General features: G+C 70.7%; 24 protein-coding genes. 13 read left to right on the top strand and 11 right to left on the bottom strand.

Translation table 11 applies throughout. The annotated features are described in order from the left end of the window. Nucleotides 1-5 precede the first annotated feature (5 nt). Nucleotides 6-1010, bottom strand: coding sequence for a TerC/Alx family metal homeostasis membrane protein (locus ABD295_RS05145; protein ID WP_344302567.1), 1005 nt, complete (start codon nucleotides 1008-1010; stop codon nucleotides 6-8). Between the two features lie 223 nt (nucleotides 1011-1233). On the opposite strand from ABD295_RS05145, the gene ABD295_RS05140 reads away from it, so the two are divergent. Continuing rightward, the gene (locus ABD295_RS05140) at nucleotides 1234-1908 is read left to right on the top strand and encodes a class I SAM-dependent methyltransferase (protein ID WP_344302566.1); all 675 of its coding nucleotides are present in this window, start codon (nucleotides 1234-1236) and stop codon (nucleotides 1906-1908) included. On the opposite strand, the gene ABD295_RS05135 is transcribed toward ABD295_RS05140, so the two are convergent. Genes ABD295_RS05135 through ABD295_RS05125 form a run of 3 tightly spaced genes read right to left on the bottom strand, consistent with a single transcriptional unit; the run spans nucleotide 1879 to nucleotide 4932 of the window. Continuing rightward, nucleotides 1879-2955, bottom strand: a complete 1077-nt coding sequence (locus ABD295_RS05135) for a prenyltransferase (RefSeq protein WP_344302565.1) — start codon at nucleotides 2953-2955, stop codon at nucleotides 1879-1881. The genes ABD295_RS05140 and ABD295_RS05135 overlap by 30 nt on opposite strands. Nucleotide 2956: 1 nt before the next feature. Further along, entirely contained in the window at nucleotides 2957-3691 is a 735-nt protein-coding gene (locus ABD295_RS05130; RefSeq protein ID WP_344302564.1) for a class I SAM-dependent methyltransferase, read from the bottom strand. Continuing rightward, entirely contained in the window at nucleotides 3685-4932 is a 1248-nt protein-coding gene (locus ABD295_RS05125) for a glycosyltransferase family 4 protein (protein WP_344302563.1), read from the bottom strand. The genes ABD295_RS05130 and ABD295_RS05125 overlap by 7 nt, the downstream gene beginning before the upstream one ends. A gap of 66 nt (nucleotides 4933-4998) precedes the next feature. Between ABD295_RS05125 and ABD295_RS05120 the strand changes: the two genes are divergently transcribed. Next, a complete protein-coding gene (locus ABD295_RS05120; RefSeq protein ID WP_344302562.1) occupies nucleotides 4999-5583 on the top strand; it encodes a TetR family transcriptional regulator in 585 nt (194 codons plus the stop codon). 18 nt (nucleotides 5584-5601) lie between these two features. Here ABD295_RS05120 and ABD295_RS05115 read toward each other — a convergent pair whose 3' ends face one another. After that, on the bottom strand, nucleotides 5602-5817 hold the full coding sequence (locus ABD295_RS05115) for a ferredoxin (RefSeq protein ID WP_344302561.1): 216 nt from the start codon (nucleotides 5815-5817) through the stop codon (nucleotides 5602-5604). Nucleotides 5818-5821: 4 nt separating this feature from the next. Then, nucleotides 5822-6811: an NAD(P)/FAD-dependent oxidoreductase gene (locus ABD295_RS05110; protein WP_344302560.1), complete on the bottom strand. Its 990-nt coding sequence runs from the start codon at nucleotides 6809-6811 to the stop codon at nucleotides 5822-5824. 73 nt (nucleotides 6812-6884) lie between these two features. On the opposite strand from ABD295_RS05110, the gene ABD295_RS05105 reads away from it, so the two are divergent. Both ABD295_RS05105 and ABD295_RS05100 read left to right on the top strand, forming a co-directional pair. Further along, on the top strand, nucleotides 6885-7415 hold the full coding sequence (locus ABD295_RS05105) for a DUF1707 SHOCT-like domain-containing protein (protein WP_344302559.1): 531 nt from the start codon (nucleotides 6885-6887) through the stop codon (nucleotides 7413-7415). A gap of 10 nt (nucleotides 7416-7425) precedes the next feature. Beyond that, on the top strand, nucleotides 7426-8094 hold the full coding sequence (locus ABD295_RS05100) for an ion channel (RefSeq protein WP_344302558.1): 669 nt from the start codon (nucleotides 7426-7428) through the stop codon (nucleotides 8092-8094). A gap of 52 nt (nucleotides 8095-8146) precedes the next feature. Here ABD295_RS05100 and ABD295_RS05095 read toward each other — a convergent pair whose 3' ends face one another. Beyond that, nucleotides 8147-8707 carry a hemerythrin domain-containing protein gene (locus ABD295_RS05095; RefSeq protein WP_344302557.1) on the bottom strand — a complete coding sequence of 187 codons (561 nt, stop codon included), beginning with the start codon at nucleotides 8705-8707 and terminating at the stop codon, nucleotides 8147-8149. 126 nt (nucleotides 8708-8833) lie between these two features. Beyond that, nucleotides 8834-10942, bottom strand: coding sequence for an excinuclease ABC subunit UvrB (gene uvrB, locus ABD295_RS05090; RefSeq protein ID WP_344302556.1), 2109 nt, complete (start codon nucleotides 10940-10942; stop codon nucleotides 8834-8836). Nucleotides 10943-11235: 293 nt separating this feature from the next. On the opposite strand from uvrB, the gene ABD295_RS05085 reads away from it, so the two are divergent. From ABD295_RS05085 to ABD295_RS05060, 6 genes are all read left to right on the top strand, one after another. After that, entirely contained in the window at nucleotides 11236-14451 is a 3216-nt protein-coding gene (locus ABD295_RS05085) for a sensor histidine kinase (RefSeq protein ID WP_344302555.1), read from the top strand. Further along, entirely contained in the window at nucleotides 14448-14888 is a 441-nt protein-coding gene (locus ABD295_RS05080; RefSeq protein WP_425573969.1) for a roadblock/LC7 domain-containing protein, read from the top strand. The genes ABD295_RS05085 and ABD295_RS05080 overlap by 4 nt, the downstream gene beginning before the upstream one ends. A 6-nt stretch (nucleotides 14889-14894) precedes the next feature. Beyond that, a complete protein-coding gene (locus ABD295_RS05075; RefSeq protein WP_344302554.1) occupies nucleotides 14895-15269 on the top strand; it encodes a DUF742 domain-containing protein in 375 nt (124 codons plus the stop codon). Beyond that, complete coding sequence (locus ABD295_RS05070; protein WP_344302553.1) at nucleotides 15250-15846, top strand: GTP-binding protein; 597 nt, start codon at nucleotides 15250-15252, stop codon at nucleotides 15844-15846. The genes ABD295_RS05075 and ABD295_RS05070 overlap by 20 nt, the downstream gene beginning before the upstream one ends. A gap of 74 nt (nucleotides 15847-15920) precedes the next feature. Further along, nucleotides 15921-16355, top strand: a complete 435-nt coding sequence (locus ABD295_RS05065) for an META domain-containing protein (protein ID WP_344302552.1) — start codon at nucleotides 15921-15923, stop codon at nucleotides 16353-16355. Between the two features lie 46 nt (nucleotides 16356-16401). Further along, nucleotides 16402-17655, top strand: coding sequence for a phospholipase D-like domain-containing protein (locus ABD295_RS05060; protein WP_425573968.1), 1254 nt, complete (start codon nucleotides 16402-16404; stop codon nucleotides 17653-17655). A 9-nt stretch (nucleotides 17656-17664) separates the two neighbouring features. On the opposite strand, the gene ABD295_RS05055 is transcribed toward ABD295_RS05060, so the two are convergent. Continuing rightward, a complete protein-coding gene (locus ABD295_RS05055) occupies nucleotides 17665-18642 on the bottom strand; it encodes a DNA-3-methyladenine glycosylase family protein (protein ID WP_344302551.1) in 978 nt (325 codons plus the stop codon). A gap of 19 nt (nucleotides 18643-18661) precedes the next feature. Between ABD295_RS05055 and ABD295_RS05050 the strand changes: the two genes are divergently transcribed. Continuing rightward, nucleotides 18662-19558: a tryptophan 2,3-dioxygenase gene (locus ABD295_RS05050; protein WP_344302550.1), complete on the top strand. Its 897-nt coding sequence runs from the start codon at nucleotides 18662-18664 to the stop codon at nucleotides 19556-19558. An 18-nt stretch (nucleotides 19559-19576) separates the two neighbouring features. On the opposite strand, the gene ABD295_RS05045 is transcribed toward ABD295_RS05050, so the two are convergent. Next, the gene (locus tag ABD295_RS05045) at nucleotides 19577-20194 is read right to left on the bottom strand and encodes an FMN-binding negative transcriptional regulator (protein WP_344302549.1); all 618 of its coding nucleotides are present in this window, start codon (nucleotides 20192-20194) and stop codon (nucleotides 19577-19579) included. Nucleotides 20195-20260: 66 nt separating this feature from the next. On the opposite strand from ABD295_RS05045, the gene ABD295_RS05040 reads away from it, so the two are divergent. Continuing rightward, nucleotides 20261-21796, top strand: a complete 1536-nt coding sequence (locus tag ABD295_RS05040; RefSeq protein ID WP_344302548.1) for an ATP-dependent DNA ligase — start codon at nucleotides 20261-20263, stop codon at nucleotides 21794-21796. A gap of 130 nt (nucleotides 21797-21926) precedes the next feature. After that, nucleotides 21927-22613 carry a TetR/AcrR family transcriptional regulator gene (locus ABD295_RS05035; protein WP_344302547.1) on the top strand — a complete coding sequence of 229 codons (687 nt, stop codon included), beginning with the start codon at nucleotides 21927-21929 and terminating at the stop codon, nucleotides 22611-22613. Nucleotides 22614-22676: 63 nt separating this feature from the next. On the opposite strand, the gene ABD295_RS05030 is transcribed toward ABD295_RS05035, so the two are convergent. Further along, nucleotides 22677-23957, bottom strand: a complete 1281-nt coding sequence (locus tag ABD295_RS05030; protein WP_344302546.1) for an acetyl-CoA C-acetyltransferase — start codon at nucleotides 23955-23957, stop codon at nucleotides 22677-22679. Nucleotides 23958-23988 lie beyond the last annotated feature (31 nt).

Here is a 23988-nt window from a genome sequence, read left to right as displayed (position 1 = left end):
GCAGGCTAGCGGTTCTCGAGCTCGACGGCCGAGGACTCGTCCAGCCGGTCGGCGGACCCGGCGCCGCGCCGGTTCGCGACGATGCTGGCCAGGACGGTGACCACGAGGATGCCGACCACGACCCCCAGCGAGAGGAGCGTCGGGATCTCGGGGACGGACTCCCAGCGCAGGTGCGCCCAGTGCACGACCAGCTTGGCGCCGATGAAGGCCAGGATCGCGGCCAGCCCGTGCCCGAGGTAGCGCAACGACCCCAGCGCGCCCTCGAGCACGAAGTAGAGCGCCCGCAGACCGAGCAGCGCGAACGCGTTGGTGACGAAGACCAGGTAGGGGTCGCTCGTGATGCCGTAGACCGCGGGCACGGAGTCCACCGCGAAGACGACGTCGGTGGCGAAGACCGCGATCACGACGACGCCGAACGGCGTCAGCGCGCGTCGTCCGGCCTCACGGATCGTGATGCGGGGGCCGGCGTACTCCTCGGTCACCGGCAGGAACCGCCGGATCCACCGCACGGTCGTCAACCCGTCAACGTCGACGGCGTGATCGGCCCCGGACAGGGCGTCGCGCAGGATCTTGACCGCGGTGCCGACCAGGATGAGCCCGAAGACCAGGAAGACCGCGTCGAAGGCCGACAACGCCGCCGCACCCAGAGCGATGAAGATGCCGCGCAGGACCAGCGCACCGACGATGCCGTAGAGCAGCACCCGCTGCTTGAGCTCGTCGGGCACCGCGAAGGCCGCGAGCAGCAGCATGAAGACGAAGAGGTTGTCGACGCTCAGCGACTTCTCCACGAGGTAGCCGGTGTAGTACTCCAACCCACGCTCAGAGCCGTGCGTCGCGAGCACCCAGCCACCGAAGGCGAGAGGCAGCGCGAGGTAGAACGCCGACCAGCCGAGGGCCTCCTTCATGGAGACCGCATGCGGCCGGCGGGTGAGCACGAAGTCCAGCGCCAGCAGCGCCAGGACCACGGTGATGGTGATGGTCCAGAGCATCGGAGAGCCGATGGTGGTCATAGGGGTGTCCTCCTCGGACAGGTCGACATGTCCGAGGTCTCCTCCACCCGACCCGTGAGACAGGTGCGGGCTCGTGCCGAGGTGTCGTGGGACACCGGATTGACCGGCGACGATCGCGGGAGTACTCCCCTCGCTTCAAAGTCTACCGACCGACTGGCGATCGGCCGAGTCGAGCGGGCCCTGGCCGACCGACCGCAACCTGCCCTGGTCGTAGGGTGCGGCGGTGTCCGACACCCACCACGACATGCCCGCGGACCTGGTCGCCCACGCGCGGGCTGCCAAGGGCTGGATGCCCGAGGACGAGGGGCTGCTGCTGCACCGCGTCGCCCGAGCCCGGCTGCCGCTGGGCCCGGTGCTCGAGGTCGGCTCGTACTGCGGGAAGTCGGCGGTCTACCTCGGCGCGGCGGCGCTGGCGGTGGGCGGGGTCGTCTTCACGGTCGACCACCACCGCGGCTCCGAGGAGATCCAGCCCGGCTGGGAGCACCACGACCCCGAGGTCGTCGACGCGACGACCGGGCGGATGGACTCACTGCCGTTCCTGCGCCGCACCTTGGACTCAGCGGGTCTGGAGGGCGTGGTCGTCCCGATCGTCGGGGCCAGCGCGATCGTCGCGGCGCACTGGCGCACACCGCTGTCGATGGTGTTCATCGACGGCGGCCACGCGGACGAGCCGGCGCAGGCCGACTACGAAGGCTGGGCACGCTGGTTGATGACGGGCGGAGCCCTGGCCATCCACGACGTCTTCGAGCGACCGGAGGAAGGCGGACAGGCGCCGTACCGCGTGTGGCAACGGGCCGTGGCGCGCGGAGTGTTCGCGGAGCTCGGGTCCGCGGAACGGGTCGGCTCGCTGCGGGTGCTCACCCGGGTCTCAGGCGAGCCCGGCGACCTCGTGGGCTGAGAGCGCCGACGGACAGCCGCAGTCGACGGCCAGACCATCGAAGGCGGGCAGCGTCTGGCCCCGGAAGACGTCGGCGCCCGGCGTGCGGTCGGCGAGGGCGTCGCTGGCCAGGATCATCGCCGCCGCCGTGTAGGTCGTGTGCTCGTTCGGCCAGTTGACCGCCTCGGGATAGACCAGCCCGGTCCAGTACGCCCCGTCGTCGCTGCGCAGGTGCTGGACGTCCGCGAGGAGCCGCGCGGCCCGGTCCCGCTCGCCCACCGCCTCGAGCGCCAGGACCAGCTCGCACGACTCCGCGCCTGTGACCCAAGGGTTGGTGTCCACGCACCGCACCCCGAGCCCGGGGACCACGAATTCGTCCCAGCGGCTCGCGATCAGGTCGCGCCCCGCCTCGCCCCGGACTGCGCCCCCGAGGACCGGGTAGTACCAGTCCATCGAGAAGGTGCTCTTGTCGAGGAAGAGGTCGCGGTGGGAGCGCAGCGCGTGGGCGAGCCGGGCGCCGGCGAGCTCCCACGTGGGCTGCGGGTCGCCGAGCAGGCTCGCGAGAGCGACCCCGGCTCGCAGGGCATGGTGGATGCTGGACGAGCCGGCCAGCAGCGCCTCGGCGTTGACCCGATGCGGCTGCGCGCCGTCCCACTCCTGGGACCAGGCCACCCCGCCCCAGGGGAGCTGCAGGTCGGCGACCCAGTCGAGCGCGCGGCTCACGCTCGGCCACAGCTCGTGCACGAAGGCGCTGTCCCGGCGTACCAGCCAGTGGTGCCAGAGACCGACGGCGAGGTACGCCGTCATGTTGGTCTCGCCGCTGGCGTCCACCACGTCACCGCCGACGACCTTCATCGGCCAGGAGCCGTCGGGGCGTTGCGTCTCGACCGCCCAACGGTAGGCGTGCTCCGCCTCCGCGACCCGGCCGGCGACGACGAGCGCCATCGCCGACTCGACGTGGTTCCACACGTCCGTGTGCTGGCCGGGGGTCCACGGGATCGCGCCGCTCGACTCCTGCATCTCGACGATCGACGCCGCGGTCGCGGCGACCTCTCCCAGGGTCAGCACGTCAGCGCGCCACGTCCGCGTCACGAAGAGGCTTGCGGAAGTACATCACCATCGACTTCCCGATCACGGGGTCGAGGAGGCGCTCGGCGTACCTCGTCGTCCGGGGCTTCTTCATGATGTCCCACACCAGGAGACGGTGGTACGCCTTCACGGCGGAGTTGTCGTCGTTGTCGACGCCCACCGCACACTTGAGCCACCAGTACGGCGCGTGCAGACCGTGCGCGTAGTGGGTGTCGAGGTGCTCGAGACCGGCACCTCGTGCCTTCGCCAGGAGCTCCTCGGCGGTGTAGATGCGGATGTGCCCGCCCGGGATGTCGTGGTACTGCCGCGAGAGCTTCCAGCAGATCACCTCGGGGAGCCAGCGCGGCACGGTCAGCGCCACGGTGCCGCCGGGGCGGGTGACGCGGACCAGCTCGGCGAGCGCCTGCAGGTCGGCCGGCACGTGCTCGAGGATCTCCGCGGCCACGACCCGGTCGAACTCGCCGTCGGCGAACGGCAGCTCCAGGGCGTCGCCCTCCTTGACGTCGGCCTCGGCGCCGAGCGGCACCTCGCCCGCCTCGCGCATGGCGGCGAAGAGGTCGCGCACCTGCGCGAGCTCGTCCGCGTCCTGGTCGAAGGCGATCACGTCGGCGCCGCGGCGGTACATCTCGAAGGCGTGCCGGCCCGCGCCGCAGCCGAGGTCCAGGGTGCGATCGCCCGGCCGGAGGCCGAGCCGGTCGAAGTCGACGGTCAGCACTGCCGCTCCTCCTCTGCACCGATCGCCCTGTCGTAGGCAGCCGCGGTGGCCTTGGCGACCGCGGTCCAGCTGAACCGCTCGAGCGCCCGGGCCCGGCCGGCGGCGCCCATCCGCGCGCGGCGGTCCGGGTCGTCCAGCAGCCGATCGAGCGCGGCGGTGAGCTCTCCGACGTCGCCGGGCGTGACCAGGTCGGCGCACTCGCCGTCCGGCCCGACCACCTCGGGGATGGCGCCGGCACGGGAGACGACCAACGGCGTCGCGCAGGCCATCAGCTCGGCGGTCGGGAGCGAGAAGCCCTCGTAGAGCGACGGCACGCAGGCGATCTCTGCCGACCCCATCAGGTCGACCAGCTCCGCGTCCGAGATGTTGTGCACGAAGTGCACGTGGTCCTCGATCGCGAGGCTGCGCACCAGATGCTCGGTGCGCCCACCTGCCTGCGGCTTGGTGACGAGGTAGAGCTCCAGCCCCGGGCGCTCGGTGCGCAGCTTGGCGAACGCTTCCAAGAGGGTGCCGATGCCCTTGAGCGGCGCGTCGGCGCTCGCCATCGCCAACAACCGTCCGGGAACCCGGGGCGCCGCAGGAGGCGCGAAGCCCTCGTCCACGCCCAGCGGGATCACCTCGATCCGGTCGGCGGGGATCTCGAAGTCGCGGACGACGTCCCGCTTCGACGACTCCGACGGCGTCAGCACGTGTCGCGCGGAGCGGGCGACAGCCAGCTGCATGCGCAGGAACCCGTACCAGCGCCGCAGGGTGAGACGACGCCTCCAGCCCGTCGCCGCTGCGAGGTCGATGCGGCGGTCCAGCGTGATCGGGTGGTGGATCGTGGTCACGACGGGGACGCCGAGGTCGCGCGCGACGTCGTGGATCCCGTGCGCCAGGACCTGGTTGTCGTGCACGACGTCGAAGTCGCCACGACGGGAGGCCAACGCCTTGGCCACCCGGCGGGCGAAGGTCCGCGGCTCCGGGAACCCGGCAGTGCACATGATCAGGAACTCCTGCACGTCCACGAGGTCACGGAACTCAGCCAGCCGCGGCACGCGGAACGGGTCCGGCTCGCGGTAGAGGTCGAGGCTCGGCACCTCGGTGAGCCGGACGCCCTCGTCGAGGTCGGGGTAGGGCTGCCCGCTGAACACCTCGACGTCGTGGCCCAGGCGCACCAGCTCCCGGCTCAGGTGCCGGACGTAGACGCCCTGGCCCCCGCAATGGGGCTTGCTGCGGTACGACAGCAGCGCGACCCGCATCCGACCTCCTGGAGCTGCCCGGCCGGTTTGGGCCAGTAGTGAAACGTGTTCCTATCATGACGGGTGATGGAAGCCGTGAGCATCGAGGCCCGCTCCCCCGCCCAGCGGGAGCGCCGGCGACGGATCCTCGCCGCGGCCGTCGACCTGGCGACCGAGGGAGGGTTCGACGCGGTCCAGATGCGCGAGGTCGCCGACCGCGCCGAGGTGGCGCTGGGCACCCTCTACCGCTACTTCCCCTCGAAGGTGCACCTGCTGGTCTGCGCGCTGCTGGAGCGGTTCGAGGACGCCGAGGTCCGGCAGCGGACGGTTCCGGCGCCTGGCGAGGACGCCCAGGAGCGGGTGCGGCACGTGCTGGGCGGGCAGACCCGCGCGCTCCAGCGGGAGCCGCTGCTGACTGAGGCGATGACCCGGGCGTTCGTCTTCGCGGACGGCTCGGTCGCGGCCGAGATCCGCCGGGTGGAGGCGGTGGTCAGCGACCTGCTCACCGGCGCGATGGCCGGACCCGGCGGGTCGCGGGAGGATTACCGGCGTACGGCGCGGGTGCTGGCCGACGTGTGGCTCGCCGCACTGGTCGGGTGGGTCACCGGACGGACCACCGCGGACGACGTGTGGGCACGTCTGGACGACGCCTGCCGGCTGCTGGTGCTGTAGCCGTCCCTTGTGGACTGCCTAGCTCTCGTGCAGCGTGATCGCGGCCGTCGGGCAGGACGCGACCGCCCGCCGCACCGGCTCGAGGTCGGCGTCGTCGAGCTCGGTCTTGTGGAACTGCAGGTAGTCGTCGTCGTCGAGGTAGAACACCGCGGGGGCCAGCGCCTCGCAGAGCCCGTTGGACTCGCACTTCCTGAAGTCGACCTCCACATAGGGCGCCTTCGGCGGTTGGCTCATGGAATCAGCTTCCTTCACTCGAGTGACCGGGGAACACGTGGGCGGACGGATCGATGACCACCGCGGCGTTGTTGACCGCGGTGGCAGCCTCGCCGAAGCCGACTGCGATGAGCCGGACCTTGCCGGGGTACTCCGTGATGTCGCCGGCCCCGAAGACGCGCGGGAGGTTGGTCCGCATCGCGGAGTCCACCACGATGTGGCGCTTCAGGGTCTCGAGACCCCAGGTCTGCAGCGGACCCAGGTCGGCGATGAATCCCAGCGCCGCGACGACTGCCTGGGCGGGGCGCTGCACGGGATCCGCCCCGTCGACGGTGATCTCGACGTGGGAGAGAGTGCCGTCGCCGCTCATGCCGGTGACCTGCGCCTTGGTGATGATCTCGACGGGCGACGCCCGCACCTGCTCGACGGTGCGCGCGTGGGCGCGGAAGGCGTCCCGGCGGTGCACGAGCGTGACCGACCGCGCCACCGGCTCGAGGTGCAGCGCCCAGTCGAACGCGCTGTCCCCACCACCGACGATGACCACGTCCTTGCCGGCATAAGGCTCGAAGCTCGGCACGAAGAACTCCACGCCCCGGCCGACCCAGTCCATCCCGACGGGCAGGGGGCGCGGAGCGAACTTCCCGATCCCGGCGGTGATGATCACGGCCTTGGCGACCACAGTGGTGCCGTCGTCGAGGACGATCGCGACGCTGTCGTCGGAGATCGTGCAGCCAGTGGCGCTGCGGTCGAGCAGGTACGTCGGGTCCGCGCTGGCCGCCTGCTCCACCAAGCCGGCGACCAGCTCGCGGCCCTTCACGTTCGGGAAGCCGGCGACGTCCAGGATCGCCTTCTCCGGATACATCGCGGTCACCTGACCGCCCAGCGCGGGCAGCGAGTCGACGACGGCGACGCGGAGTCCGCGGAAGCCGGCGTAGTAGGCGGCGTAGAGCCCGGTCGGCCCGGCGCCGATGATCAGGAGGTCGGTCTCGACGTCCTGCGCTGGGTCCGGGGCCACTCCCCGATCCAAGCCCGCGGCGGAGGTATCGGCAAGCGCCCGCGCTGGGCGGGGCCTGGCAGGATGCTTCCTCGTGACGGACTGGTGGTCGGGCTTCGAGCGCGACCCGCGCGACGCGGGCAACGCCGGGCTGCGCGCGTCCGACGCCGACCGCGAGGTGGTCCGCGGGTTGCTGTCCGAGGCGTTCGCGGACGGGCGGCTGGACCGCGACGAGTTCGACGAGCGCGCCGACCTGGTGCTGCGCACCCGGACCCTCGGCGACCTGCCGCCGATCGTGCGCGACCTGGTCCCGATGACGCCGGCCGTGCGTCGCCCCGCCGGGGCCATGTCGCCGGACGAGATCCAGGCCAAGGCGCTCGAGCGCTGGCGCAACGACCGGCGAGAAGCCTTCTTCGGCCTGCTGTTCGTCTCAGCGGTGACCTGGACGATCTGGGTGGCCACCAGCAGGGGTTTCCCGTGGCCGGCGTTCGTGACGATCGCGGCACTGATGAACCTGCTGCGCGTGGCGACCTCGCGCGAGCAGAAGGTGGCGGAGAACGTCCGCTACCTCGAGAAGAAGCAGGCCAAGGAGCTCTACAAGCGCGGAGAGCTCCCGCCCTCATGAGGCTGCGATCGTGAGGCGGCTCTTCGACGCGGCTCGCAGTCACCCGTCGGCGGTGCTCCTCTTCGGCCAGCTGCTCGCGATCCTGGCGTACCCCTTCTTCGACGACTCCGCTCCTGGCCGAGCACTGCTGAGCGCCGTCGGCACCGGGCTGGTCGCGGTCGCCCTGTGGGCGGTGCGCAGGAGCCCTGCGCTGACGTGGATGGCACTCCTGCTCGGCGGCCCGGCCATGGTGTTCAGCCTGCTGGAGGCGTTCCTTCCCGACACGTCGTGGGTGACGTTGACCTCGGCGCTCCTGCACGCGCCGTTCTACTTCTACATCTCCTACGGGATGATCAGGTACCTCTTCCACGACGACAAGGTCACCCGCGACGAGCTGTACGCCACCGGTGCCGCCTTCACGGTCGTCGCCTGGGGCTTCGCCTACGTCTTCGCGGCCGTGCAGGTGATCTGGCCCGGGTCGTTCGTGGCGTACGACGGCGACGGCGCCCGATCGTGGTTCGAGCTGCTCTTCCTGTCGTTCACGACCCTCACCAGCGTCGGCCTGTCCGACGTCATCCCCGTGCTCCCCCACGCGCGCGCCTTCGTGATGGTCGAGCAGGTCGCCGGCGTCTTCTACGTGGCCCTGGTGATCGCCCGCCTCGTCGGGCTCACCAACGCCCGCACAGCCCGCCGCAGCTGATCTCCGGGTCTCGTGACGGTCGCCGGCGCGACCTCCTCGACCACCCGCTGGCCTACTCCTCGGAGTCGTCCTCGTCGTCGTCGAGCTTGCCCGCCCGCTCGGCGGCGGCGACGATCTCGCGGACCTGGGCGAGGCTCCCGCAGTCGGCATCGAGCTGCGCGTTGCGCTCCTTGACGAAGAGGTCGCCCAGCTCGGCGCGCGCCTGTTCGCCGACTTCCTCCCGCGCGGGGTTGAGGATGGTGAGCTCCTCCTCGGTGAGGTGGTGGTTGATCACCTTGGCGAGCTCCTCGACCGCGTCGTCGAAGGCCTGGGTGTCGGTGCCCTTCAGCTCGAGCACGGCGAGCAGCGCCTGGTGGCCCTCCGCGTGCTCCTCCTCGCCGTGCTCGGCCTCGTGCTCACTGACCGCGCCCTTGCGGCGGAGCTTGGGATAGACGTGCTTCTCCTCGGCGAGGGCGTGCGCGACGTGGAGGGCGGACAGCGCGCGACGGACTGCGTCGCGATCACTGGAGGAGTCGCGGAGGTCGCGCAGCAGCGCCTCGAAGCGGCGGTGGTCGTCGAGGATGAGGTCGACGACGTCGCCTTGGACGGGTCGTCCGAGATCGATGGAGGTCATGCGGATCACGTTAGCGACGGCGGCGAAGGGACCTCTGCCTCCCCACGGGTGCGCCGTTCCTGCTCGCTCTGCTCCACGGGGCGCCGCGCTTCCCCAAGGCGATCTTGGCCGCATGCCGGCCGGCGCTCACTTGGTCGCCTCCATCATCGACCTGAGCTCCTTCTTGAGGCCCTGGATCTCGTCGCGCAGGCGGGCCGCGAGCTCGAACTGCAGCTCAGCAGCCGCATGCTTCATCTGGTCGGTGAGCTGCTGAATGAGCTCGGCGAGGTCACTGCTCGGCAGGCCGGCGAGGTCGGGCGAGGACTCGCGCATCCGGGAGAGCCCGGGCACGGGTGCCTTCTTGGACCGCGGGTCGAGGTGCTGGTAGGTCGCCAACAGCTCCTCGGTGTTCTCGTCCTCGCGCTGCAGCATCGCGGTGATGTCGGCGATCTTCTTGCGCAACGGCGTCGGGTCGATGCCGTTCGCGGTGTTGTAGGCGACCTGCTTGGCGCGGCGACGGTTGGTCTCGTCGATCGCCGACTCCATCGAGGGCGTGACCTTGTCGGCGTACATGTGCACCTGGCCGGAGACGTTGCGAGCCGCGCGTCCGATCGTCTGGATCAGGGACTTGTCCGAGCGGAGGAAGCCCTCCTTGTCGGCGTCGAGGATCGACACCAGCGACACCTCCGGCAGGTCGAGACCCTCACGGAGCAGGTTGATCCCGACCAGGACGTCGTACTCCCCCAGCCGCAGGTCGCGCAGCAGCTCGATGCGCCGGAGGGTGTCGACCTCGGAGTGGAGGTAGCGCGTGCGCACGCCGGCGTCGAGGAGGTAGTCGGTGAGGTCCTCGGACATCTTCTTGGTGAGCGTGGTGACCAGCACCCGCTCGTTGCGCTCGACGCGGATGTTGATCTCGTGGATGAGGTCGTCGATCTGGCCCTTGGTGGGCTTCACGATCACCTCGGGGTCGATCAGCCCGGTGGGGCGGATGATCTGCTCGACGGCGTTGGTGGCGCCGCCGACCTTGTCGAGCTCGTAGTTGCCCGGGGTCGCCGAGAGGTAGATGGTCTGGCCGATGCGGTCGAGGAACTCCTCCCACTTCAGCGGCCGGTTGTCCATGGCGCTGGGCAGCCGGAAGCCGTGGTCGACCAGGTTGCGCTTGCGCGACATGTCGCCCTCGTACATGCCGCCCACCTGGGGCACCGCGACGTGCGACTCGTCGATGACCAGCAGGAAGTCCTCGGGGAAGTAGTCGAGCAGGCAGTTGGGCGCCGAGCCGGGGCTGCGACCGTCGATGTGCATCGAGTAGTTCTCGATGCCGGAGCAGGACCCGACCTGCCGCATCATCTCGATGTCGTACGTCGTGCGCATCCGCAGGCGCTGTGCCTCCAGGAGCTTGCCCTGCCGCTCGAAGGTCGCGAGCTGCTGCTCGAGCTCCGCCTCGATGCCGCTGATGGCGCGCTCCATCCTCTGTGGGCCGGCGACGTAGTGGGTGGCGGGGAAGACGTAAAGCTCCTTGTCCTCGCTCATCACCTCGCCCGTCACCGGGTGCAGTGTCATCAGCCGCTCGATCTCGTCGCCGAAGAACTCGACGCGCAGCGCCAGCTCCTCGTAGACCGGGAAGATCTCCAGGGTGTCGCCGCGAACCCGGAAGGTGCCACGGGTGAAGGACATGTCGTTGCGGGTGTATTGGATCTCGACGAGCCGCCGCAGCACCGAGTCGCGGTCGTGCTCGTCGCCGACGCGCAACCGCAGCATGCGGTCGACGTACTCCTGCGGGGTGCCGAGGCCGTAGATGCACGAGACCGTCGAGACGACGATGACGTCACGGCGCGTCAGCAGGGAGTTGGTCGCCGAGTGCCGGAGTCGCTCCACCTCCTCGTTGATCGAGGAGTCCTTCTCGATGTAGGTGTCGGTCTGGGGGACGTAGGCCTCGGGCTGGTAGTAGTCGTAGTAGGAGACGAAGTACTCGACCGCGTTCTGCGGGAAGAGCTCGCGCAGCTCGTTGGCGAACTGAGCGGCCAGCGTCTTGTTGGGCTGGAGCACGAGCAGCGGGCGCTGCACCTGCTCGGCGACCCAGGCCACCGTGGCGGTCTTGCCCGTGCCGGTGGCACCCAGCAGGACGACGTCCTTCTCCCCCGCCTGCAGGCGCGAGGTGATGTCGGCGATCGCGGTCGGCTGGTCGCCGGAGGGCTGGTAGTCGGAGACGACCCGGAAGGGCGCCACCCGGCGCTCGAGATCTGTCACTGGTCGCATGGCTCGAGCCTAGGACGGACCACCGACAACCCCCAGAAGCCGTGGTCCGGGACCCGGCCTGGCGCTCCGACGGCGGACCGCGCTAGTCTTCCCCGTCCTCCCTGTGAGCAGCGCATTTGCCCGAAAGGGCCACGCAGGCGCGCTCTAATCCATATCGTGGGCCGTGGACCCGCCCCGGGTCACCGGTCGCCGAGCCCCCCGGCGGCACACCCCTCGACCGGACCAGGTGAACGATGGCACAGAACCGTTTTGCTGTTTCTGGATGGCCGCTTCGCAGGAAGCTGGCCCTGGCTGTGGCCATCCCGATCCTGCTGGCCGCCGTCTTCGGCGGGCTGCGCGTGCGCACCGAGCTGGAGCAGTCCGCAAACTACGCCGCCTCCGCGAGCCAGGTCGACGTGCTCGGCCCCGCGATCGACTACCTCTCGGCGGCCGAGCAGGCAGCGGTGGCGCTCCTCTTCAAGGGCGCGAGCGTCGAGGACCGCCTCACGCCCGAGGAGCGCGACGCCGAGATCAAGAAGGTGCAGGACGCCGCGGCCGCGCTCGAGCAGGCGGGCACCAACCCCGACCTGACGACGGCCCAGCGCGACCAGGTCACGAAGATCCTGGCACTGAGCTCGCAGCTGCGCACCAACATGGGCTACGTCAGCCTGGGGCAGGCCGACTCCCAGGTGCGCACGCTCCACCGCAACGTGTCCCTCCTGATCGGGACCATCGAGGCCGCCCAGCTCGAGCCCAACGCCAAGCTGCAGCTGCTCGACCACACGGTCGACGGCCGCCGCTCGCTCGCCATGGTGCAGCTCGACGTCGCCTACAACGGCACGAAGTCCGACGTCGCGAAGCTCGCCTCCGAGCTGGGCATCGAGAACGCCGCGCTCGACCGGCTCGGCGCCGTGCTCGGCAGCACCGACCCGCTGGTCCTCCAGCTCACGCAGCAGAACAACGTGCACTTCGGAACCATCCGCGACGGCGGCACCGACGTGGGCGGCGAGCAGGCGTTCGCCGGCTACGACACCATGACCAACAACCTGCTGGCCTCCATCGACAAGGAGCTCGCAGCCGAAGCGCGGGACGCCCGCACGCTGGCCATCCTCAACTCGGCGGTGACCGGTGCCGCGCTGCTCGCCGCGCTGATCCTGGTGCTGCTCGTCTCGCGCTGGCTGCTGAACCCGATCCGCCGAGTGCGTGAGGGTGCCCTGCTGGTGGCCACCGAGAAGCTGCCCGAGGCCGTCCGCAAGATCCGTGGCGGCGGGGACCCCGGCGAGATCGAGCCGATCGACGTCACCACGCACGAGGAGATGGGCCAGCTGGCCCGCGCGGTCGACGACCTCCACCGGCAGGCCGTCCACCTGGCGTCCGGCGAGGCCCAGCTGCGGTCCCAGGTGTCGGAGATGTTCGTGACGCTGTCGCGTCGCAACACCGGACTGGTCAACCAGCAGCTCGCGCTGATCGAAGGCCTTGAGCGTGACGAGGAGGACCCGAAGCGCCTCGAGAACCTCTTCAAGCTCGACCACCTCGCCTCCCGCATGCGCCGGACGGCCGAGAGCCTGATGGTGCTGGCCGACACTCCGGCTGCTGGTTCCACCGCGGACACCCTGACCGTGGCCGACGCCCTGCACGCCGCGACCGCAGGTGTCGCGGACTACCAGCGCGTGCAGATCCTCTCCACGCCCGGCGACCGGATCGTGCCGGTCGCAGCCGGTGACGTCGTCCACATGATCACCGAGCTGCTGGACAACGCGCTGGCGTACTCTCCGCCCACCGCTCCGGTGATCGTGATGACCACGACGACGATCACCTCGACGACCATCCGCATCACCGACTCCGGGCTCGGCATCGACCACGACGCCATGTCCGCGCTCAACGGCGTGCTCAAGTCCGGTGGCGAGGTCAACGCCGAGACTGCCCGCCGGATGGGTCTGCTCGTGGTGAGCCGCTTGGCGAAGCGCCACGGCATCTCCGTGAGCCTGGAGCGCACCGAGCGCGGTGGCGTCACCGCGACCGTCGTGATTCCCCGCAACCTGCTGCGTAGGGGTGACGAGGGCGACGATGTCGAGCCGCGCAAGCCCGCTCTGCCGGCAGCCGCCAACGCGACGCCCTACAAGCGGCCGGTCAGCGCGCCCGAGCCCGGGAGCGAGCCGGAGCTCGAGCCCGACCTCGCCCCCGCTGCCCCCGCCGCTGCGGCCGTCGAGGTCACGCCCGAGGTCGACCCCATCGAGGCGGCCATCAACGCCGTCATCGGCCTGCCCCAGCGCCGCCCCGGCGCGACTGGCGCCGGCTCCTTGGCAGCGACTCCTGCCGCCAGCGGTCCGTCGTTGCTCTCGCGTGGGTCTGATACGGACCGGCCTGGCGGTGACCGCCCCGGCGCTGACCGGCCTGGCGGTGACCGACCCGGCGGCGGCCGGCCGATCAGCGAACGGCCCGGCGCCGAGCGGTTCTTCCTCGGTGCCCGCAAGGAGCCACTGGCGGCCCTGGAGCCCGGCTCCGACAAGGTCGCCCGGCCGGCCGACGACAGCCCGGCCGACGACAGCCCGGCCGGCGAGACCTCCGAGTCCTCGCGCGACGAGGGGCTCGTCGACCTCGGGCTGCTCAGCCTCGAGGACGTCGCCGAGGTCGAGGACCTCGAGGACGAGACGGGCGAGGAGGAGAGCGAGGGCGCGCAGATCTTCGCGCTCCCGAGCCGGTCGCCCTTCGAGCGGCCCGCGCGCGACGAGCACTCGACGGAGCACTCGACGGAGCACTCCATGGAGGACACGACAGGAGACACACCCGAGGAGCACGTCGACGACGACGACACCGAGGACGCCGAGGAGCACGTCGACGACGACACCTCGGACACCGAGGACGCCGAGGACGACCGCGAAGAAGCCGTAGCCGAGGCCGTGGCCCCGGACCCGGTCGACGACCCGTCCAGGCAGATGTGGGCGGCGATGGGCGTCGACACCGGCGACGAGCCCGTTGCCTCCGAGCCCGTTGCCTCCGAGCCCGTTGCCTCCGAGCCCGTTGCCTCCGAGCCCGTTGCCTCCGAGCCCGCCGAGCCCGTGCCGGCGCTGCCCACCAGGGTGCCCGCATCGTCCTTCCTCGACGCGAGCACCCCGGTCGAGCACAACGGCGGTGACGACGACACTCCGCTGTTCCGTTCGCTGCGTTCCAACTGGCTCACCTCGGGCGGCGAGGGCGAGCAGCCCTGGGTCGACCCGGAGATCGAGGCCGGCTGGGAGGCTGCCCAGAGCGTCGCCGAGAGTCCGGCGCCGCTCCAGCTCAGCGAGTCCGGACTGCCCGTGCGGCGCCCGGGAGGACGGCTGGTTCCTGGTGGGGTCACGACGCCCACCAGCAAGCCGGTCGTCCGCGACCCCGAGGCGATCCGCGCCCGGCTCTCGGCACACCGTGCCGGCGTGGCCAGGGGCCGCACGGCCTCGACGCCGGGTTCGACGGGCCTCGACCAGGCTCACGATTCTGGCTCCGAACCTACGTCACACGACACCCCTCAGAAGGAAGCAGGACTGGTATGACCGACATGAACAGCTTCGGAGCCGCGACGGCAGGCGAGGAGCGTGGCCTCGACTGGTTGGTGACCAAGTTCGTCAATGACGTTCCGGACACCGCGCACGCCATCCTGGTCTCCGCCGACGGCCTGCTCATGGCAGCCAGCGCGAGCATCCCCGACGACCGGGCCGAGCAGGTGGCCGCGGTGTCGAGCGGCCTCGCCAGCCTGGCCGTGGGTGCCGCCCGCCTCTTCGACGGTGGCGCGGTGCTGCAGACCGTCATCGAGATGGAGGGCGGCTTCCTCCTCCTGATGAGCGTCGGCGACGGATCGCACCTCGCGGTCCTCACCCAGAACTCGGCCGACATCGGCCAGGTGGGCTACGAGATGGCGCTGTTGGTGGACCGGGTGGGCCGCATGGTGCAGGCCACCGCCCGGGTCTCCCTCAGCGGCGCGGCCGGGTGACCTTCCGTGGCTGCGCCTGAGCCCGGCGACGAGCCGGACGCCGCCCCGCGGGCGCGGTACGTCCGTGCCTACACGCTCACCTCCGGCCGCACCAAGGCCAAGGTCGACCTGCCCCTCGAGGCGACCCTCGAGCGGATCACCCTGGAGGGCGCGCACGTGCCCGAAGGACAAGTGGGCCAGATCCTCGAGATCTGCCACTCCAAGTCGGTGGCCGAAGTGTCCGCCGCAGTTCGCCTCCCCATCGGTGTCGTTCGTGTCCTGCTCGGCGACCTCGTCGAGCTGGGGCACGTCAGGGTCCAGGCGACCCTCACCGAGAGCTCGTCGGTCGACGAGCGTCGAGACTTGATCGAAAGGACCCTCCGTGGACTACGCGCGCTCTAGTGCCTCGCGCAGCGCGGCGTCGACGAAGATCGTCGTCGCCGGTGGATTCGGCGTCGGCAAGACCACCCTGGTCGGGTCGGTCTCCGAGATCGTTCCGCTGCGCACCGAAGCACTCGTCACCAACGAGTCAGAAGGCGTCGACAACCTCGACGCCGTCCCCAGCAAGCACACCACCACGGTGGCCATGGACTTCGGCAGGATCACCCTCGCCGAGGACCTCGTGCTCTACCTCTTCGGCACACCTGGGCAGCGCCGCTTCTGGTTCATGTGGGACGACCTGTGCCTCGGTGCCATCGGCGCCATCGTGCTCGTCGACACCGCGCGACTGGACGAGGCGTTCTCCCCCCTCGACTACTTCGAGGCAAAGGGACTGCCCTTCATCGTGTGCGTCAACGAGTTCGAGGGCGGGCAGCGGTTCGCGATGCACGATGTCGCTGCTGCGCTCGCACTCCCGCCACACGTGCCGATCATTCCGGTCGACGCGCGCAACCGGGAGTCGGCCAAGGCCGCTCTCGTGCGGGTCACCGAGTACTCCCTGGAGCGGCTCTCGCAGGCGGTGTCGGCCGGCGCCAGCTGACCGGCACGACCGGGCTCCCAGGCGCCTGGGCATACTCGACACCAGCATCCACACCACTGCTGGAGGTTTCATCCATGCGTCGCCGACTGGCCGTCGCCCTGCTCGTCCTCGTCCTGCCGACCGGCCTGCTCGCCGGCTGTGGGTCCGACCCCGTGGACGTGGAGGGCAACTGGATGCTCGTCGGTGCCCGGCTGCCCGCCGGGCACTGGGACCCCGACGACCCGGACGAGGCGCGGTACTTCCTCCAGATCGCCGACGGCAAGGCTCTGGGCTTCGCCGGGTGTGACGAGTACGAGGCGACGGTGGAGCAGGACGGTGACGACCTCGACTTCGCGGACTTCACGAAGACCACGCGCAAGAACTGCGACGCCGACGTCGTCCCCGACCCGCTCGACGGCAACCTGCCCGGGGCGATCCAGGCGATCACCTCGGTCGAGATGGATGGCGACCTGCTCGTGATGCGCGGTGACGACACGACCCTGTCGTTCCGCGAGCGCGTGGCTTCCTGACGCAGACCGCGCGCCGCAGCTCACCTGGGCTCGCTAGATTGACCGGGTGAGCCGGACGCCTGCCGTACGCGCCCTGACAGTCGCGCGGCGGACCCTGGCGACGATCCTCGGGCTCCAGGTCGCCTTGGCGCTGGTCCTCACGATCGTCGACTCCTACCGCCGCCGTGGGAAGAAGCCTCAGCCGTTCCCAGTGAGTGCGCCACGCGAGGTGCCGGTCGGCGACGGCCGGGTGACGACGTACACCTATGGCCAGGATCTCTACGCCGCGATGCTGGACGCGATCCGGGGGGCACAGCGGCAGATCCTCTTCGAGACCTACATCTGGAAGGGCGACGAGGTCGGCGAGGAGTTCAAGAAGGCGCTGGTCGAGGCGGCCCGCCGAGGGGTCGACGTCTACGCGATCTACGACGGGTTCGCGAACCTCGTGGTGTCCCCCGCGTTCAAACGCTTCCCTCCCGAGCTGAAGGTCCTGCACTACCCCGTGTACAACGCGGGGCTGAGGTTCTGGGACCTGCGCCGCTACGGCCGAGACCACCGCAAGATCCTGGTCGTCGACGAGGAGGTCGGGTTCGTCGGCGGCTACAACATCGGCTCGGCGTACGCGACGGAGTGGCGCGACACGCACGTGCGGCTCACCGGCCCCGCGGTGTGGGATCTGCAGCGTGCCTTCGCCGACTTCTGGAACTTGAACCGCCGTCGGCGGTTCGGCCGCAGTGAGCGGCCACTGCTCCTCGAGACGGCGTCGATGTGGGAACCGCAGATCCGCGTGCACCGCAACATCCCGCGGCTCTGGATGTTCCCGATCCGGTCGATGTACCTCGAGGCGATCAACCGGGCCACCACCAACATCTGGATGACGCACGCCTACTTCATCCCCGACCAGGACTTCGTCGACTCCCTCTGCGAAGCCGGGCGGCGCGGTGTCGACGTCCGGCTGCTGCTTCCCTTGAAGTCCAACCACATCGTCGCCGACTGGATCTCCCGGGGGTACTTCTCGCAGATGCTCGAAGCCGGCGTGCGCATCCTGCGCTACCGCGACGCGATGGTGCACGCCAAGACCTCGACCATCGACGGCAGCTGGTCGACCGTCGGCACCGCCAACGTCGACCGGCTCTCGCTGCAGGGCAACTACGAGATCAACGTGGAGGTCATCGACCAGGACCTCGCGCGAGCCATGGAGGAGATCTTCACGGTCGACGAGTCCAACTGCCTCGAGCTCACGCTCGGCGAGTGGGAGGCACGCGACCTGCACCGCAAGTTCACCGAGATGTTCCTCGGGCCGCTGCGGCCCCTTCTCTGAGGTCTCGACTCAACCTGGCCGGCGAGGTGCCGGCAGGTGCGTGCGCGGGGCCATCCGCGGACCCCGCCGCGGTGCCCCCAGGCGCGCCAGCGCGACCAGCGCCTGCACCCGGCCGCGGTGCGGTCGCCACGGCTCGAGGTACGCCGCCAGCTGCTCGTCGTCGAACGGCTGTCCGGTCAGCGCCCACCCGATGTCCTTGGCCACGTGGTAGTCACCGAAGCTGACCGCGTCGGCGTCCCCGAAGGCGCGCTGGCGCACCTCCGCCGAGGTCCAGACGCCGACGCCCGGCAGCGTCCGGAGCCGCCGGTCGATCTCGTCCATAGGGCGGCCGACACTGCGTTCCAGGGCATCGGCGACTCGTGCGGCCTGCACGACCGTACGGGAGCGGGCCGGGTCGATGTGCATGCGGAGCCACTCCCAGGACGGCACCTGACGGAGCGTGTCGGGCGCAGGTTGCAGCATCAGCCGGAGGTCGGCGACCGGCCCCGGGGCGGGCTCGCCGAAGCGGCGCACGAGCCGCGCGAAGCCGGCGAACGCCTCCTGGCCGGTGACCTTCTGCTCGATGATCGAGGGGACCAGCGACTCCATCACCCGATCCGTGCGGCCCAGCCGCCAGTGCGGGTGGTGACGGAGCACCTCGGCCAGCACGGGGTGGCGTGGGTCGAAGCCCGACGGGTCGTCGTCGGCCCCGAGCAGCGCGGGCACGGAGTCCAGCGCCCAGTCGGCGCCGTCACCCCACGCACGGGCGCGGACCTCGCCGTCGGACACCCGTGCCTCGATGCGGAGGGTGGCCGAGCCTGCCGGCGTGCGGATGGCCCGCCAGAACCGGGCCTGCGCCGAGCCGGCTCCCTCGACCCGGAAGGTCGGATCGCCGGCGCCGCGCCGGTGCGGGAGGAGCAGCTGCCCGACGGGGCAGGGCCAGCCGGGCCGCCAGACGCGCGCCCTGCCTGACTCCCCCGTATCCCCCGCCTGACGACCGACGCCCACGCGCTATAGGTTCCCACCCATGACCGACAGTGAGTCGACGGGCCCAGCGACCGGCCCGACCGCACGTCCTTCTTCCGGCCGCCGCGCGCTGGAGCCGGGCATCCAGCGCGACTTCTCCCAGACGATGTCGTACGGCGGCTACCTGCGACTCGACCTCCTTCTCGCGGCGCAGCAGCCGCTGAGCGACCCCCCGCAGCACGACGAGATGCTCTTCATCATCCAGCACCAGACCTCCGAGCTGTGGCTCAAGCTGCTCGTCCACGAGCTGCGCTCTGCGCGTGACCTGGTCGCGGCGGACGACCTGTCCCCCGCGCTCAAGCGGATGGCCCGGGTCAAGCACATCCAGCGGGTGCTGACCGACCAGTGGTCGGTGCTGGCGACGCTGACACCGTCGGAGTACGCCGAGATCCGGCCGTTCCTCGCGTCGTCGTCGGGGTTCCAGTCGGCGCAGTACCGCGAGGTGGAGTTCCTGCTGGGCAACAAGGACCGCGACATGGTCCAGGTGTTCAAGCACGACCCCGACGCCCAGTCGGCGCTGTCGGCACTCCTCGCGGAGCCGTCGCTGTACGACGAGTTCCTCCGCTATCTCCACCGGCACGGATACGCCGTCCCCGCCGAGATGGTCGAGCGCGACTGGTCCGTGCCGCACTCGCTCTCCCCTGAGGTCGTCGACGTCTTCGCCGGCGTGTACGCCGATCCGGCACAGCACTGGATCGTCTACGAGACCTGCGAGGAGCTCGTCGACATGGAGGACAACTTCCAGCAGTGGCGTTTCCGCCACCTGCAGGTCGTCCAGCGCACCATCGGCGGCCGGGTCGGCACGGGCGGCTCTTCGGGGGTGTCGTTCCTGCGCCGGGCGCTCGACATCACCTTCTTCCCCGAGCTGTTCGAGGTGCGGTCGAGGATCGGCGCCTAGCCCGGGTTCAGCTCGGGATCAGCGTGGCTGGAGGGCGGCCATCTGGTCGCCGACAGGGGTACCCGCGAGGGCGGCGACGACGCCCGCGACGTCCTCGGCCGAGCGGTTCTGGCTGAGCTTGGCCTTGCCCTCGACCGTCTCGATGGTGAGCGAGACACCGACGATCGCGCGCAGCTGCCCGGCGACGTACTTCTCCGGCGCGTCGGTGACCGCCCACGGCTCGTCGCGCGCGGCCTCGTGGCGATCGGTGAGCGCGGTGACCATCGTCCGCAGCCAGTCCGCGTCGTCGTGCACGTGCACGGTGCCGCGGAGGTGGACGGCCGAGTAGTTCCACGTCGGGACGACGCGGCCGTGCTCGGCCTTCGTGGCGTACCACCCGGGGCTGACGTAGGCGTCCGGTCCGGTCACGATCGCGAGGGCGGGTGAGCCCTCGACGATGCGCTGCCAGTGACCGTTGGCGCGGGCGACGTGCCCGATCAGCTCGCCGTCGCGCAGCAGGACCGGGAGGAACGTCGCGTCGGCCCTGCCGTCCTCGGCCACGGTCACCAGCTGGGCCGTCGCGATCTCCGTGACCATGAGCAGCGCCTTGTCGTCGTCGACGGCGTTGAAGCGGGGCACGTAGAGGCGATCGGTCACCTGGGCAGTCTCTGGTCTCGACTGATCGCTCGCAAGCTCGCTGCTCGACCACCGGATAATGAGGACGTGCTGCTCCACGAGGTCGTCGAGACGTCCGCCGCCGTCGCTGCGACCAGGTCGCGCAAGGCCAAGGTCGAGGCGCTCGCGGCGCTGTTGCGGCGCACCACGCCCGACGAGCTCGAGACCGTCACCGCCTACCTCGGGGGCACGCTCCGCCAGCGGCGCACGGGCGTCGGGTGGAGAGGAGCTGCCGCCCAGGTCGAGCCAGCCGACGAGCCGAGCCTGTCGGTGACGGAGGTCCACGAGGCCTTCGAGACGATCGCCGCCCTCGTGGGCAGCGGCTCGCAGTCCGCCCGCGCGCAGGCGGTGTCCGAGCTGTTCGGCCGCGCCACCGACGTCGAGCAGCGCTGGCTGCGCGGCGCCGTGACCGGCAACCTGCGGCAGGGCGCCCAGGACAGCCTGGTCCAGGAGGCGGTCTCCGTCGCCTCCGGTGCACCCCTCAAAGCGGTCCGCCGCGCCGCGATGCTCGCGGGGGGCACGGTGCCGATCGTGGTCGCGGCCTTCGCCGGCGGCGAGGTCGCGCTGGGTGAGGTCGGGCTGGAGGTGCTCCGGCCGGTGCAGCCGATGCTGGCCTCCAGCGCTCCAGACCTCGCCGCTGCGATCGCCAGGGCCGGCGGCGGCGGCGACGGCACCGCCTTGGCCGTCGACGCCAAGCTCGACGGCATCCGCATCCAGGTGCACCGGTCCGGTGACGAGGTGGTCATCGCCACCCGCAGCCTCGACGACATCACCGAGCGGCTGCCCGAGGTCGTCGAGATCGCCAGGACCCTGCCCGCCGACTCGTTCGTCCTCGACGGCGAGGCGCTCGCACTCGACGAGAGAGGCCGTCCCCGCCCCTTCCAGGAGACCGCGTCCCGCACCGCGCAGGCCGCGGGCGTCGTGGTGACGCCCTACTTCTTCGACCTCCTCCACGTCGACGGTGACGACCTCCTGGACGCCCCCGGCACCGAGCGCCTCGCGCGTCTCGAGGCGCTCGTGCCGCGGCCCCACGTCGTGCCCCGCCTGATCACCGACGACCCGGCCGCTGCCGAGGCGTTCAGCCGGCAGGTGCTCGCTGACGGGCACGAGGGGGTCGTCGTCAAGGACCTGTCGGCGCCGTACGCCGCCGGCCGCCGCGGCGCCTCCTGGGTCAAGGTGAAGCCCGTCCACACCCTCGATCTCGTCGTGCTGGCCGTCGAGTGGGGCAGCGGTCGCCGCGAGGGCTGGCTGTCCAACATCCACCTGGGCGCGCGCGACCCCGAGCGGCCGGGCGAGTTCGTGATGCTGGGCAAGACCTTCAAGGGGATGACCGACGAGATGCTCGCCTGGCAGACCGAGCGCTTCACCGAGCTGGCCGTCTCCCCCGACACGATCAGGGAGCACTACGTCGTCGAGGTGCGGCCCGAGCAGGTCGTCGAGATCGCCCTCGACGGCATCCAGCGCTCGTCGCGCTATCCGGGTGGGGTCGCGCTCCGCTTCGCCCGCGTCGTCCGCTACCGCGACGACAAGACCGCCGACGAGGCCGACACCCTCGCGACCGTCAACGAGATGTTCGGTGGCTGAACCCGGAAGATGGGTGTCGACCAGGCCTCCGGCATCTTCCCGGTGACCTCAGGACGGGCCCTGGATCTCGACCAACCTGATGGATGCCCGACCCGGCCGACCAGGTTGCACCCGGCCTACGATCGGCAGCGTGAGCCAGGCAGAGACCGGCGGCCGTCGTACGGCCATCGAGGAGCGTCGCCGCAAGCAGGCGGCCGACATCATCGCCGCCACCCGCGCGCTCTTCGACGAGCGTGGCGTCCGGGACGCACAGGTCGAGGACATCGCCCGGGCGGCGGGGGTCAACCGGGCGATTCTCTACCGCCACTTCACGGGCAAGGAGGAGATCTTCGCGCTGGTGGTGGTGAGCTATCTCGGCGAGCTGGGCGAGCAGATGAGCGCGGCTGTCGCCGGGCACGACACCGCCCGGGCGCGACTCACCGCGCTGGTCGAGGCGTTCGTCGACTACGGCATCGCGCACCCGGCGTTCGCCGACTGCGCACAGGCGCTGATGCGGCTGCCCGGCCCCGAGCTTCTCGCCGAGGTCAGCGAGCGTGCGCTGGGCCGGCTGGGCCGGGCGATCTCGTCGTGCCTGGTCGTGCTCTCCGACACCCTCGAGCACGGAGTCGCCACGGATGAGTTCACGATCGAGGACCCACAGCTGCTCGCCAACGCGTTCTACGCCAGCGGTCTCGGCGCCCTGCAGCTCGCGCGGGTCGGCATCCTGGTGAAGGAGGCTGCGCCGGGCGTACCGGGCGTCGGGGCCATCTCACCCGGGCAGGTGCGCGACTACCTGGTCGCCTCCGCGCTGGCGATGGCGACTGGTCGGGATAGCTGACCACGAAAGGCACGCTTCACGACCTCAAGAGGCGTGCCGATCGTGGTCAGTTATCCGTCCGAGTCAGCGCTCCAGGATGGCCACCACGCCCTGGCCGCCCGCGGCGCAGATCGAGATGAGTCCACGACCGGACCCCTTCTCCGCCAGCAGCTTGGCCAGCGTCGCCACGATGCGGCCACCGGTCGCGGCGAACGGGTGCCCGGCCGCGAGCGAGGAGCCGTTGACGTTGAGCTTGGCGCGGTCGATGGTCCCCAACGGCGCGTCGAGCCCGAGCCGCTCCTTGCAGAACACCGGGTCCTCCCAAGCCTTGAGCGTGGCCAGCACCTGCGAGGCGAACGCCTCGTGGATCTCGTAGTAGTCGAAGTCCTGCAGCGTCAGACCCTGACGCGCCAGCATCCGCGGCACGGCGTACGCCGGCGCCATCAGCAACCCCTCGGCTCCGTGCACGTAGTCGACCGCGGCCGTCTCGTGGTCGACGAGGTACGCCAGCGGCTCGAGCCCGCGCTCCTTCGCGAAACCCTCGGACCCGAGCAGCACCACCGACGCACCGTCGGTCAGCGGCGTCGAGTTGCCGGCCGTCATGGTCGCGGCGGCGCCCTTGCCGAAGACCGGCTTGAGCGTCGACAGCTTCTCCACCGACGAGTCCGGCCTCAGGTTCTGGTCCTTCTCGAGGCCGCGGAACGCCGTGAGCTGGTCGTCGAGGAAGCCGCGCTCGTACGCCGCCGCGAGCCGCTGGTGCGACGTGGCGGCGAGCTCGTCCTGCTCCGCACGCCCGATCTGCCACTCCAGCGCGGTCAGCGCGGCGTGCTCGCCCATGGAGAGGCGGGTGCGCGGCTCGGAGTTCTGGGGCACGTCCAGCCCGATGTCGCCCGGACGGATCTGCGCGAGAGCGGTCAGCCGCCCGCGGGTGTCGCGAGCCGAGTTGACCTTCATCAGCTTGCGCCGCAGCCGGTCGCTGATCGCGACGGGGGCGTCGGAGGTGGTGTCGGTGCCGCCGGCGATGCCGGAGTCGATCTGGCCGAGGGCGACCTTGCTGGCGACCTGGATCACGGCCTGGAGACCGGTCCCGCAGGCCTGCTGGATGTCGGTGGCCGGCGTCTCGGGGGCGAGCTTGGACCCGAGCACCGACTCCCGGGTCAGGTTGAAGTCACGGGAGTGCTTGAGCACCGCACCGGCCACCACCTCACCGACCTGCTCACCGGCCAGCCCGAAGCGGGTGACGAGCCCGTCGATCGCCGCGGTCAGCATCTGCTGGTTGGAGGCGTCGGCGTAGACGGAGTTGGAGCGGGCGAACGGGATGCGGTTGCCGCCGAGGACGGCCACCCGTCGGGTCTTGGCGTTCATGGGACCTATCATTACTCGCGAGTAGCCTAAA

It is taken from the genome of Nocardioides bigeumensis (assembly GCF_039531755.1).
Classification (GTDB): domain Bacteria; phylum Actinomycetota; class Actinomycetes; order Propionibacteriales; family Nocardioidaceae; genus Nocardioides; species Nocardioides bigeumensis.
The sequence above is the reverse complement of the archived record's forward strand: the minus strand, read 5'-3'. Positions and strand labels throughout refer to the sequence as shown.

What these genes read in the sequence shown, in the direction of transcription:
- ABD295_RS05115 (WP_344302561.1), bottom strand. Translation starts at nt 5,817, where the DNA reads ATGAGCCAACCGCCGAAGGCGCCCTATGTGGAGGTCGACTTCAGGAAG.
- ABD295_RS05080 (WP_425573969.1), top strand. Translation starts at nt 14,448, where the DNA reads ATGACCGACATGAACAGCTTCGGAGCCGCGACGGCAGGCGAGGAGCGT.
- ABD295_RS05065 (WP_344302552.1), top strand. Translation starts at nt 15,921, where the DNA reads ATGCGTCGCCGACTGGCCGTCGCCCTGCTCGTCCTCGTCCTGCCGACC.
- ABD295_RS05030 (WP_344302546.1), bottom strand. Translation starts at nt 23,957, where the DNA reads ATGAACGCCAAGACCCGACGGGTGGCCGTCCTCGGCGGCAACCGCATC.
- ABD295_RS05145 (WP_344302567.1), bottom strand. Translation starts at nt 1,010, where the DNA reads ATGACCACCATCGGCTCTCCGATGCTCTGGACCATCACCATCACCGTG.
- uvrB (WP_344302556.1), bottom strand. Translation starts at nt 10,942, where the DNA reads ATGCGACCAGTGACAGATCTCGAGCGCCGGGTGGCGCCCTTCCGGGTC.
- ABD295_RS05095 (WP_344302557.1), bottom strand. Translation starts at nt 8,707, where the DNA reads ATGACCTCCATCGATCTCGGACGACCCGTCCAAGGCGACGTCGTCGAC.
- ABD295_RS05050 (WP_344302550.1), top strand. Translation starts at nt 18,662, where the DNA reads ATGACCGACAGTGAGTCGACGGGCCCAGCGACCGGCCCGACCGCACGT.
- ABD295_RS05120 (WP_344302562.1), top strand. Translation starts at nt 4,999, where the DNA reads ATGGAAGCCGTGAGCATCGAGGCCCGCTCCCCCGCCCAGCGGGAGCGC.
- ABD295_RS05125 (WP_344302563.1), bottom strand. Translation starts at nt 4,932, where the DNA reads ATGCGGGTCGCGCTGCTGTCGTACCGCAGCAAGCCCCATTGCGGGGGC.